Here is an 11,908-nt window from a genome sequence, read left to right as displayed (position 1 = left end):
AAACCAAGATGCGGCAAGGCTTGAGCGGGTTTTGTCAGCCTGTGGGAAACTGAAAAATATAGTAATGAAAATACTGGTATTATAAACAGCATCTAAGTTTGCATGAGGACTACACAATGCGAAGAATTTCCATCAATGGCGCGCTTTTCATGTTCATGAAACGTGGTGAAAAACTCACCCACGATGCGATCTGGAACGATTCATGGGGGCCGCAAAATAGGTATGTGATCTGGCCACGAGGTGAATTCTGGGATGTGCGTTTCAAACATGTTGAAAATAGGAAAGTAGAATGGCTTCAAGTTGCAGATGAGCCGTTTACCAATGAGAGTGAAGCTTGGCTGGCTGCTTACGCAGATTGGGAAAAGCGGCCAGAATCGCGTTGGACGAGGGGTTAATTTGTAGATTTATAGCTGCTAATCGACGCAGCCACAAATTTGAAAAACCTAATTAATCGTCCTTGGATGCCATATAATTATGATAACTGCATAGCCCACCGTTCCATTGATCGTCTTGTGTAAGGCTTTCTTCACAAATGACGCATTCATTATACTCAAGTTCAGCCTCACACCATCTACAAGCCTGTTCGCTTATTATGAACGTATTGCGATCACATTGAAGGCAGCATTCGTTTTTTGGTTCCTCTCCATCAGGGGGCCAATGAAAAAATTCACGCTCAAACTTAGCCATTATTAACGGTGCTATTAATTCTATATCGCCACAAGCAACGCAGACATATTTGAATTTGTCATCGTCATCTACAACAGTTTCACCTGCATCTAAATTTTCAGAAAAGGCTTTTAAAAGTTTAGAACCACATTTTGGACAACTGCATTCTTTGAAAAATTCTGCCATGCCCGTCGGCACGTAGGCGTCACCCCAAGATTTTTCGCACTCGTCAAGTTTTTGGGTATAAAAATTTTTATGCTGTAGCATTATTTCCCAAGCTGAACCCAATACTGTTTGCGGTATTTTTTCAAGTTCATTAATAATGAAGTCACTTAGTACAGGAAATAAGTCGGCAACAAACTCAGCCAATTCTCCCAAGGTGTTTCTAGGGTGTAAGTGTTCAAGGTGATTTCGACATTCTTGGATTTTTGCAATTGCCGTCCAATCAGCATTAATTTCAAAGCTGTCAAATCTCTCTTTTATTTTACCTACGTCAATAGTTGAGGTTTTGAATTTTCCGCTAGGCTTCCATATCACGCCTCCCTTACCATCTGGGTATGGGAGGGCGCTTGTAGCATGGTCATGAATTAATTCATAAGCCATTTCTTCAGTTTTTACTTTAGAAGCAATTCCATATTTAAACAGTAATAACAAACCGGCATAAAGATTTCGTACTGAAGATAATGCGCGTGATGGATTGCCACCATCTCTTTCTGAAGTTTGAGATAACTTGAAGTCCTCTATGCCTAGCTGAATGGAAACGATGGCGTTGTCATACAATTTTTCCGCATCCAATTTCTTTATAGATTTATTGCTCACGTTTAATCACTCCAGTTCAGCTAAGTAAAAAGGCAGCGGTATTTTTTTTTGCCGCCACTTTGTGGCTATTTGATGTAAATTCAAATTACATAAAGTCAAATGGTTAAGTTTAAAGTGATGTGCTTTGATACTTAATCAAAGCTTCCTCATTAATATTTTATTGGTTTGTTAGTAACGAAGTTCATCAGTGTAAAAATAGGGTGTTGTTAAATGCTTTCCCATAATCTTTACTAATTTTTCATAATGTGTAACTTTACTTAATATTGATAAAGGGAGCGTATTAAGCTTAATGTTTACATTGGTTTCATCCTTTGGGGTGATTTTACCAATGTGATAATTATTATCTGCGTAATCATCACTTTCTCCAATCGTTTGCAGTAAAAATTTTTTAGCAATCACGACCTCTGGAAAAACAAACTGGTTAGTATGCTCAGTGTAGATTTTTAAAAGTGAGTACATATTTTCATTGAATAATGGGATTGCAGCAAATTCTTTTTCTTGACTGGTTAAGCCTAACTTAACTGGAGCTCCCCAGCTATCATACCTTTGAAGAAGTGCATCTCTGTTAAAGTTGATTATGAGACTGACGTTTTGTGAATGGTTTTCATCGTCGAATAATTTACTAATGTTATAAGATAAAGGTGGCATCCCGCAATGAGAGACATAGTTTCTCAACTTATACAAAAACCCGTAAGAGAATTTACTGTCGAATTCAAATGCAGTTGTCTTTTTAAAATCTTTATATTGAACTGATTGTGTTGAGTATTCTCTAACAATTTGAGTGTCGAAATGTTCCAGAAGTATTCTTGCAGAAGAAAGAAAGTTAAGAATTAATATGTTTAATTGCAGGCTCATGTTTGCAAAAGGATAATGAAAAACACTTCCATTTACATCAGATGCTTCTCTAGCTTTAGCAAACAAAGCATCGAAAAGATTGTTGTAATTTATTATTACATATTCAATTAACTCATGATGGTTTTGAAAATTAATAAGAGTGCTGCAGTGTTTTTGAATAACTTCAACTTCTTCATCAGTCAATACACCTATACCTGTTAAGTTATCCATATCCGACTTTAGAAGCTCAAATCCTGACATAATCACATCCTCATTTGCAAAAAAACAACTGACAGAAGGTGGCTTAATTTCATGAGATCATATCATTAAATGGTTGTAGCTGCGAAGTGAGCACCTTCTAACAATTGCATAGGAGTGCGAGGTCAAATAAACATTCTTAAGGTGCCTGCTCTCCTTCTACTATTCATTAATCAGTCACATTGTTGATTAGACAAACCCTCACTGTATATTGATTTCACCACTTGGCGGCAGGCAAAAATGCGTGCCGCCAATTTGTCGCCAATATATAAAAAAATTCATATAACCCATTGAATTAATTGAATTATTTAATAATATAAAAGTATGCTTTATAACTTTAACGCTTGATTCGACTGCTTATTGACCATTTTGACCATTAACCAACCGACCGACGCCATTTTGTAGCGTATTGAACAGTTGCTCCGGCCAGCCGTTGGCACCAAAAGAGGGCATGCCGGGCGGGAACCACAACGCATAACCGACCAGCGCCAGGCAAAGTGCTCGCTCCAGCTGGTTACCTTTTTGACTATTCAGGATGGGCAAACGGAAGCGCCAGCGGCAGGGCCACAGCAGCGGCACGCCGGCGGGCGTGAGCATATCGGCGACAATATGGCTGAGATAGCCGAGCGTCATGCCTTGCAGTACGTCGGTGGGAAGAAACCAGTCGGCGGGTACATTGATCTGGAATAGCCACAAACTCACCGCCACCGCCAGCAAACTGTGGGTAAAACCGCGATGACCAAAGATGCGGGCGATGGGATGCGATAGCCACTTTAAGCGCTGGCCTAACACGGATTTAGGGTGATCGATATCGGGCAGCAGGCAGGTTAACAGCGCAGCAGGCACTAAATGCCACCAGTCGGCGCTGGCCAATACTGGCGTCAGCTCCGCGCGCTTGGCAAAAATGGCGCTGGCAATGGCAAAAATGATATGGCCTTCGGCCGTCATGATGAAACCTGGCTGCATAAAACTGTCGATGCATCCAGTATAGGGATTTATCCAGTAAATGAGAATGGTGACGCTGTAACGAAGCGTTAATATTTTTCACTTTCCCGCGTCACAATGACGCGGGAAAAGAACGGGTTAGCCTAGCGCGCTAACCATCCGCCATCGACGGCCAACGTATAACCTTGCACATAGTCGGAGGCGCCGGAGGCGAGGAACACAATTGGGCCCATCATGTCGTCCGGGATGCCCCAGCGACCTGATGGAATGCGGCCTAAAATCTCCTCGTTGCGTGACTCATCGCTGCGCAGCTGTTCCGTGTTATTGGTGGCCATGTAGCCCGGTGCAATGGCGTTAACGTTGATGCCGTGCTTCGCCCATTCGTTGGCCATCAAACGGGTTAACCCCATCACTGCGCTTTTTGATGCGGTATAAGAAGGCACCCGAATGCCGCCCTGGAACGACAGCATCGAGGCGATATTGATGATCTTGCCGCCATTGCCTTGCGCGATAAACTGCCGGGCGACCTGCTGTGACAGGAAGAACAGACTTTTGCTGTTGATGTTCATCACATCATCCCAATCCTGCTCGCTGAAGTTGAGTGCATCTTCGCGGCGAATGATGCCGGCGTTATTCACCAGGATATCGATGCGACCGGCATGCGCCACCGCCTGTTCAACAATTTGCGGCACGATGGATGGCTTGGTCAGATCGGCCTGAATTGACCAAAAACGGCGGCCTAACGCCTCAACTTTGGCCTGCGTATCATCCGGTCCGGCGCGGTTAACGCCAATAATGTTACATCCCGCCTGCGCCAGACCCAGCGCCATACCTTGTCCTAAACCGGTATTGCAGCCGGTGACCAGTGCGATTTTGCCTGCAAGATTAAATGCGTTGAGTATCATTATTCGCTCCTTGTTAGCGCAGTGCGCTGATGTTGACGTGGTCCATGTCATCAAATACCTGGTTTTCGCCCACCATGCCCCAGATAAAGGTATAGCGCTGCGTTCCCACGCCCGCATGAATCGACCAGCTCGGTGAAATCACCGCTTGCTCGTTATGGACCAATAGATGACGCGTCTCCTGCGGCTGGCCCATCATGTGGAACACGGCGCTGTCGTCGGCCATATCGAAATAGAAGTAGACTTCCATGCGACGTTCGTGGGTGTGACACGGCATGGTGTTCCACAAGTTGCCGTCATCAAGGCGGGTTAATCCCATGGTTAACTGGCAGGTTGGCAACACGTCGGGCACGATGAATTTGTTAATGGTGCGGCGGTTCGAGGTGGCCGCGTCGCCGAGCGTGGCTTTCACTGCTTCGTCTAGGGTGATTTTTTTGTCTGGATAATGGGTGTGTGCCGGCGCGCTGTTGTAGTAAAACTTCGCCGGGCGGCTGGCATCGCTGCTGCGGAAAATCACGCTCTGTGCGCCTTGTCCGACATACAACGCTTCCTGCTGACCAATCTCCCAGGTTTTGCCATCCACTTCAATCACCCCGGGTCCACCGATGTTGATTACGCCGAGTTCGCGGCGTTCGAGAAAGTAACTTACGCCCAGCTGCTTACCCACTTCATGGCCGATAGTCACCGGTTTCTGCACCGGCATCACGCCGCCGATAATGATGCGATCGATATGGCTGTAAGTGAGGGTGTAATTGTCGGCGTCGAAAATCTTGTCGATCAGAAACTCACGGCGTAAGCCGTCCGTGTCCAGGGTTTTGGCATGCTCGCTATGAATGCTTTGACGAATGTCCATCTCAGGCCTCTCAAGAGTTAAAGGAAGTGGTCCCGATGCGGGTCTTTGGGCATCTTAGGCAGGATGAGATGTGAATTCAATAAAAATGAAACGATGTTTTATTTATTTGCGTGCGCGATCAAGTTGCATAAAAAAGCCCGCGTTAAGCGGGCTGCGATTAACCGTGCAGATGTTCGGGTTTGAGCTGGGTTAAATCATCAAGAATCACATTGGCCAGCGCCCAACGCGCATCTTCACGATGCTCGGCCGCCGGCACCACAATTGAACGCATGCGTGCGGCTTTGGTGGCGATCATGCCGTTGAAGGAATCTTCCAGCGTGACGCAGTTAAGCGGATCGATACCCAGTTTGGCTGCGGCGTCGAGATAGACCTGCGGATGCGGCTTGCTGTACGACAGCGCTTCCGCGGACGCCAGCACATCAAAGTATTTGCGTAGGTCAAACATCTCCAGCACGCGCTCCAGCATGTGCAGCGGCGAGGCGGAGGCGAGGCCGATTTTCAAACCTTGCTGCTGGCACAGTTGCAGCGCCTGCTCCACGCCAGGCAGCAGCGGACGCGTCTCTTCCACCAGCGCCAGCGCGCGGGCGATGATGCGTTGCGTCACTTCCTGTTGATCCGGGCCGCTCCACGGCAGCGCTTCAAACCACATGCGCACGGTTTGATCGATGCGCAGACCCAGCGTATCGGGCAACTCGTGGCGGCGGGTGATGTCCACGCCAAGGCTGGCGAATATATCCAGTTCCGCGCGATCCCACAGCGGTTCTGAGTCGATCAACAATCCATCCATATCAAAGATGGCGGCCAATACGGGACGACGATATGACATATAACTGCTCCCTTAGAAATTTGGCTTACCATAGCACGAGAGCCGGCTAAAGCCGACTTGCGGCAGGCCACGCATTTTTCAGGAAAAATTGCAGTAGTGCAGGTAGACTTAGGCAAAACTATTTTTGGTTCAGGGAGACACCATGACTTACCAACAGGCTGGCCGCATCGCCATCCTTAAGCGAGTGGCTGGCTGGGTGATTTTTATACCCGCATTGTTATCCACGATGATTTCGCTGCTGGGCTTTATGTTTAAGCACAGTGAAAAGCAGCCGGGCATTGATGCCGTGATGCTCGATTTTGTGCATGTCATGGTTGACATGGTGAAGTTCAATACGCCGTTTCTCAATGTGTTTTGGCAGAACTCTCCGGTGCCGGAATTTAACGGTGGCGCGAATATCGGGTTTTGGCTGATCTACATCCTGATCTTTATCGGCATTGCGCTGCAGGCTTCAGGTGCGCGCATGTGGCGTCAGTCGCGCCATATTAAAGAGGGAATTGAAGATCAGCTGATCATGGAACAGGCCAAAGGCAGTGAAGGGCGCACGCGAGCGCAGCTGGAAGAGAAAATCCACATCCCGCGTCACACCATTTTCTTGCAGATTTTCCCGCTCTATATCCTGCCGATCATTATCGCAATCGCGGGCTACTTTGTGCTGAAACTGCTCGGCATGCTGTAACACGTCAGGCCGGTCTGGCCTGACGTTCGCCCAACACATCTTCATCTAACAACTGGCCGATGGCGAACTGCGCTTCGCCCGTCCAGTTGCCACCGAAAACATTGGCGCGATTCAGCAGGTAATAGAGCTGATACACCGGCTGACGCTGCGAGAATCCGTCTTCCAGTGGCCAAACCGCCTGGTAGCCATCATAGATCTGGCGCGGCAAATCGGCGTAGTAACTCAGCATCGCTAAATCGCACTCGCGATCACCCCAATAGCAGGCGGGATCAAACAACCACGGACCCTCTGCGCTGCCGGCGCAGTTGGCGGGCCACAAATCGCCGTGTAATAAAGAAGGTTGCGGATGGTGGTTGGCTAACGTGCGCTGCACACAATCAACAATCAGTTCGGTATCGCCATAGTGCACGCCTTTTTCCGCGGCCAGTTGCAGCTGCCAGCCGATGCGCTGCTCAGCGAAGAACACTGACCAGCGGCGTAACCAGCTATTCGGCTGAGGTGAGGTGGTGATGTTGTTGTCGAAATCGAGACCAAATTGCGGTTGCTCGCTCCATTGGTGTAGATGCGCCAACTGCTGGCCGAGCTGGAAAGCGCTCTGTGCGGTAAAGGGTTGAGGCGGAATATATTCCAGCAGCAGGAAGCTGGTATCACGATCATTGCCAACGCCATACACTTTCGGGACGCGAACGGTTTGCGTGCGCGCCAGCAGGTCGAGTTGATCGGCTTCCCAACTGAACAAGGTGAGCATATCGCGGGTGTTACATTTGACGAACACATCCAACTCGCCATAGCGGATGCGCCAGGCGGGATGGACATCGCCACCGGGAAGTTCCTGACGATCGGTGATTTCGGCATCACCGGCGTACTCGCTTAACAGACGACTAATGGCTGACCACATCGGGTAATCCTCTTTGTTCGCTGCGTGAGTTCGATTGTAACGCGCAAAACCTGAGCAAACCTGGCGTCGATGCCGTTTTTTGCACTGCGTCAGGATTGTTGTTTCAGAAATGCCTCTAACGTGATGACGGTGACCTCAGGTTTATGATCGAGCGCGATTTGGGCATATCCCGCGGCTTGCTCTGCTATTTCATGCTCCTCTAACGCGCTGACAATGCCGAAGCTATTGGTGCCCAACTCATGCGGATGACCTTCATCATCGCTGAAGGTGGTGCTGTAACCGCCATTGATCATGGCACTGGTCACTGACTGCACGTCGCCGAGTCCACTTTCCTGATATTTTAACGTGACAATGTAACGTTTGACATCATGGTCACTCATTATTCACCTCATTGTTATCGAACACATTTCAGCGTAGACCAGCGCGCAGTATAGAGCGAATTTTAGCCAATTCATTAGTGAAAATAGCAGGTAAAGCTTTGTCAAAAGAGTTCAGAAAAATCGTGTAGCCTTCAGGCTGCTATTTGAGTAATTGCCCCCTATAATGCGCAGCGAAAATGGGAAAAGTCCCATTAAAAGAGCGGTCCAGCGGCTTTCCTGGTTTTTTATGCGGATACATACTTTTTTACAAAACTTACGGTAAATTGCATTGATTGGCCGGAGAAACGCTTCAGACTCTTCGTTTTTTAAACTGTCGTACGGGTTACTTTTAATGAAAGCCTTTAACAAGCTGTCCGCTGTTTTATTGCTCTCTGCTGGAGCATTTTGTCACCAGGCCTTTGCAGATAACGCCGTTTTCACCTCCATGGATGACCCTGCAACGGCGAAAAAGCCGTTTGAAGGCAGCGCGTCAGCGGGTTACCTGGCTCAAACTGGAAACACCACCAGTTCTTCGCTGAGTGCGTCTACCAATATGACGTGGTATCAAACCAATACCGCATTGAGTCTGTGGGGCAACGCCGCAAACAACTCCTCAAACGATGAGCGTTCATCTGAGACTTACAACATTGGTGGCCGTAGCCGTTATAACCTCAACAGCGCTGACTACCTGTTTGGTCAGGCAAGCTGGCTAAGCGACCGTTTCAACGGTTATGACTCACGCGATGTGCTGACCGCCGGTTACGGTCGTCAGATCCTCAGCGGCCCGGTTCACTCACTGCGTGCTGAATTTGGTCCGGGTGTGCGTTACGACGATTTCCATGATGGCGGCCATGAAACCAAAGCATTGGGTTATGGTGCAGTGAGCTATCAATGGCAGCTGACAGATACCACCAAATTTATCCAGGGTGTTTCTGTGCTGAGCAGCTTCGGTGAAGACACCACGCTGAACTCAGAAACCGCGCTGCAGGTGGCCATCAATGCCCATTTCGCGCTGAAGCTGGGCTACAACGTGACCTGGAACAATAATCCGCCAGAATCTGCGCCGGATCGTACCGATACCAAAACCACGATCCAGCTCTCATACTCAATGTAAGCGAGACGGATGTGAATCACCGCTGCCAGGCCTGTGCCTCGCAGCGGTTTTTTTTATTTCTCTTTAGCTTAGCGAATCTCTGCACGGGTTTTGATCGGCGGCGAAAGCTGCTATTATCATCGCCGCTTTACATTCCTGGCGTCATTCCGACAACGTGGGTCTGACATCACGCCGGGTTACACACTATGAAACTCATTTTTGCATGTAGGCTTTCGTGTGGCTTACCACTGCAATTAAGGATATGAAATGCCAGTAATTACTCTTCCTGATGGCAGCCAGCGCAGCTTTGACCGTCCGGTCAGCGTGATGGATATTGCGTTGGATATTGGACCGGGTTTGGCGAAAGCCTGCATCGCGGGTCGCGTGAATGGCGAATTGGTTGATGCGGTTGATCCGATCACCGAGGACGCTCAGGTCGCGATTATTACCGCTAAAGACGACGCCGGTTTAGAAATCATTCGTCACTCTTGCGCGCACCTGTTAGGGCATGCGATTAAGCAGCTGTGGCCAAACACCAAAATGGCGATCGGCCCGGTGATTGATAACGGTTTCTATTATGACGTTGACCTGGAACATACCTTAACCCAGGAAGATCTTGAGCTGCTGGAAAAGCGTATGCACCAGCTGGCTGAAACCAACTACGATGTGGTGAAGAAAAAGGTGAGCTGGCAGGAAGCACGTGACGTGTTTGCTGAGCGTGGCGAAAGCTACAAAACCACCATTCTTGACGAGAACATCAGCCACGACGATCGTCCTGGCCTGTATCAACATGAAGAATACATCGACATGTGCCGCGGTCCGCACGTGCCGAATATGCGTTTCTGCCATCACTTCAAACTGCAGAAAATCTCCGGGGCTTACTGGCGCGGCAACAGCGACAACAAAATGCTGCAGCGTATTTACGGTACGGCCTGGGCGGATAAAAAGCAGCTGGCTGCCTATCTGCAGCGTCTGGAAGAAGCGGCGAAGCGCGATCACCGTAAAATCGGTAAGCAGCTTGATCTCTACCACATGCAGGAAGAAGCACCGGGCATGGTGTTCTGGCACAATGACGGCTGGACCATCTTCCGCGAGCTGGAAGTGTTTGTGCGTACCAAGCTGAAAGAGTACGACTATCAGGAAGTGAAAGGTCCGTTCATGATGGACCGCGTGCTGTGGGAGAAAACCGGGCACTGGGAGAACTATAAAGAAGCCATGTTCACCACCTCTTCAGAGAACCGTGAATATTGCATCAAGCCGATGAACTGCCCAGGCCACGTTCAGATCTTTAATCAGGGTCTGAAATCCTACCGCGACCTGCCGCTGCGTATGGCGGAGTTTGGTAGCTGCCATCGTAACGAGCCATCAGGTGCCTTGCATGGTCTGATGCGCGTGCGCGGCTTTACCCAGGATGATGCTCACGTCTTCTGTACCGAAGATCAGGTACGTGATGAGGTGAACAGCTGTATCCGCATGGTATACGACATGTACAGCACCTTCGGTTTTGAAAAAATCGTGGTGAAGCTGTCGACCCGTCCGGAAAAACGTATCGGTACCGACGAAATGTGGGATCGTGCGGAAGTGGATTTGGCAGAAGCGCTGAAAGAGAATGATATTCCATTCGAATATCAGCCGGGAGAAGGTGCCTTCTACGGCCCTAAAATTGAGTTTACCCTGTACGATTGTCTCGACCGCGCCTGGCAGTGTGGTACCGTTCAGCTAGACTTCTCCCTGCCGAAGCGTCTGGACGCGACTTTTGTCGGCGAAAACAACGACCGCCAGACACCGGTAATGATCCATCGCGCAATTCTCGGTTCAATGGAGCGCTTTATCGGCATCCTGACCGAAGAATTCGCTGGATTCTTCCCGAGTTGGCTGGCGCCGGTGCAGGCTGTGGTGATGAATATCACCGACAGTCAGTCAGAATACGTCAGTGAATTGACGAAGAAATTGCAGAATGCTGGCATTCGTGTCAAAGCAGACTTGAGAAACGAGAAGATAGGCTTTAAAATCCGCGAGCACACATTACGTCGCGTCCCTTATATGCTGGTTTGCGGTGACAAAGAGGTGGAAGCAGGCAAAGTTGCCGTGCGCACCCGCCGTGGTAAAGACCTTGGGAGCATGGACGTAGATGTGTTTGTTGAGAAGCTGCAACAAGAGATTCGCAGCCGACATCTTCACCAATTAGAGGAAACAGGTTATTAAAGGCGGAAAACGAGTACAACCAACACGTCCGAACCGTATCAACGGCGAAATCCGTGCCACCGAAGTGCGCTTAACTGGCGTAGACGGCGAGCAACTTGGCATTGTCACCCTGCGTGAAGCCATTGAGAAAGCTGAAGAAGCCGGCGTAGATTTAGTTGAAATCAGCCCGAACGCCGAACCGCCGGTTTGCCGTATCATGGATTACGGCAAGTTCCTTTATGAAAAAAGCAAGTCTTCTAAGGAACAGAAGAAGAAGCAGAAAGTTATCCAGGTCAAGGAAATCAAATTCCGTCCTGGTACCGATGATGGCGACTATCAGGTCAAACTACGCAACCTGATTCGCTTTCTGGAAGAGGGTGATAAAGCCAAAATCACGCTGCGTTTCCGCGGTCGTGAGATGGCGCACCAGCAGATCGGTATGGAAGTGCTTAACCGCGTCCGTAAAGATCTGTGTGAAGACATGGATCTGGCGATTGTCGAATCCTTCCCTTCGAAGATCGAAGGTCGTCAGATGATCATGGTGCTCGCTCCTAAGAAGAAACAGTAGGCCTTCAAGTAATAATGCCGCGCA

General features: G+C 48.9%; 13 protein-coding genes. 5 read left to right on the top strand and 8 right to left on the bottom strand.

Features of this window, described 5'->3' with window-relative positions; all coding sequences use genetic code 11:
* The first annotated feature begins 116 nt into the window (after window positions 1-116).
* Complete coding sequence (locus tag Q3H59_RS11500) at window positions 117-395, top strand: hypothetical protein (RefSeq protein WP_309834902.1); 279 nt, start codon at window positions 117-119, stop codon at window positions 393-395.
* Between the two features lie 52 nt (window positions 396-447).
* On the opposite strand, the gene Q3H59_RS11495 is transcribed toward Q3H59_RS11500, so the two are convergent.
* The 6 genes from Q3H59_RS11495 to hxpB all read right to left on the bottom strand — a co-directional run bounded on the left by Q3H59_RS11495 (window position 448) and on the right by hxpB (window position 6,103).
* Window positions 448-1,485, bottom strand: a complete 1,038-nt coding sequence (locus Q3H59_RS11495; protein WP_309834900.1) for a hypothetical protein — start codon at window positions 1,483-1,485, stop codon at window positions 448-450.
* A gap of 168 nt (window positions 1,486-1,653) precedes the next feature.
* A complete protein-coding gene (locus Q3H59_RS11490; RefSeq protein ID WP_309834898.1) occupies window positions 1,654-2,580 on the bottom strand; it encodes a hypothetical protein in 927 nt (308 codons plus the stop codon).
* A gap of 354 nt (window positions 2,581-2,934) precedes the next feature.
* Window positions 2,935-3,525: a metal-dependent hydrolase gene (locus tag Q3H59_RS11485; RefSeq protein ID WP_309834895.1), complete on the bottom strand. Its 591-nt coding sequence runs from the start codon at window positions 3,523-3,525 to the stop codon at window positions 2,935-2,937.
* A 140-nt stretch (window positions 3,526-3,665) separates the two neighbouring features.
* Window positions 3,666-4,427, bottom strand: coding sequence for a 2-dehydro-3-deoxy-D-gluconate 5-dehydrogenase KduD (gene kduD, locus Q3H59_RS11480; protein WP_309834894.1), 762 nt, complete (start codon window positions 4,425-4,427; stop codon window positions 3,666-3,668).
* Window positions 4,428-4,440: 13 nt separating this feature from the next.
* On the bottom strand, window positions 4,441-5,277 hold the full coding sequence (kduI, locus tag Q3H59_RS11475; protein ID WP_222181883.1) for a 5-dehydro-4-deoxy-D-glucuronate isomerase: 837 nt from the start codon (window positions 5,275-5,277) through the stop codon (window positions 4,441-4,443).
* 157 nt (window positions 5,278-5,434) lie between these two features.
* Window positions 5,435-6,103, bottom strand: coding sequence for a hexitol phosphatase HxpB (gene hxpB, locus Q3H59_RS11470; RefSeq protein ID WP_192413532.1), 669 nt, complete (start codon window positions 6,101-6,103; stop codon window positions 5,435-5,437).
* Window positions 6,104-6,245: 142 nt separating this feature from the next.
* Between hxpB and Q3H59_RS11465 the strand changes: the two genes are divergently transcribed.
* Window positions 6,246-6,782, top strand: coding sequence for a YniB family protein (locus Q3H59_RS11465; protein WP_192233631.1), 537 nt, complete (start codon window positions 6,246-6,248; stop codon window positions 6,780-6,782).
* A gap of 4 nt (window positions 6,783-6,786) precedes the next feature.
* On the opposite strand, the gene Q3H59_RS11460 is transcribed toward Q3H59_RS11465, so the two are convergent.
* Both Q3H59_RS11460 and ghoS read right to left on the bottom strand, forming a co-directional pair.
* Window positions 6,787-7,680, bottom strand: a complete 894-nt coding sequence (locus Q3H59_RS11460) for a fructosamine kinase family protein (RefSeq protein WP_280172737.1) — start codon at window positions 7,678-7,680, stop codon at window positions 6,787-6,789.
* Between the two features lie 89 nt (window positions 7,681-7,769).
* Complete coding sequence (ghoS, locus tag Q3H59_RS11455) at window positions 7,770-8,060, bottom strand: type V toxin-antitoxin system endoribonuclease antitoxin GhoS (protein WP_137385661.1); 291 nt, start codon at window positions 8,058-8,060, stop codon at window positions 7,770-7,772.
* Between the two features lie 331 nt (window positions 8,061-8,391).
* Here ghoS and Q3H59_RS11450 point away from each other — a divergent pair, with 331 nt between their 5' ends.
* The 3 genes from Q3H59_RS11450 (at window position 8,392) to infC (ending at window position 11,884) form a co-directional block, all read left to right on the top strand.
* On the top strand, window positions 8,392-9,153 hold the full coding sequence (locus Q3H59_RS11450; protein WP_101764576.1) for a YdiY family protein: 762 nt from the start codon (window positions 8,392-8,394) through the stop codon (window positions 9,151-9,153).
* A 246-nt stretch (window positions 9,154-9,399) separates the two neighbouring features.
* A complete protein-coding gene (gene thrS, locus Q3H59_RS11445) occupies window positions 9,400-11,337 on the top strand; it encodes a threonine--tRNA ligase (protein WP_101764575.1) in 1,938 nt (645 codons plus the stop codon).
* On the top strand, window positions 11,333-11,884 hold the full coding sequence (infC, locus tag Q3H59_RS11440; protein ID WP_036621995.1) for a translation initiation factor IF-3: 552 nt from the start codon (window positions 11,333-11,335) through the stop codon (window positions 11,882-11,884). Before thrS ends, infC begins: the two co-directional genes overlap by 5 nt.
* Window positions 11,885-11,908: the final 24 nt, after the last annotated feature.

Origin of the sequence: Pantoea sp. SORGH_AS_0659 (assembly GCF_031453915.1) — a bacterium.
GTDB lineage: Bacteria > Pseudomonadota > Gammaproteobacteria > Enterobacterales > Enterobacteriaceae > Pantoea > Pantoea leporis.
Note: the sequence above shows the minus strand (reverse complement) of the source record. Positions and strands in the feature narration are given on the sequence as shown.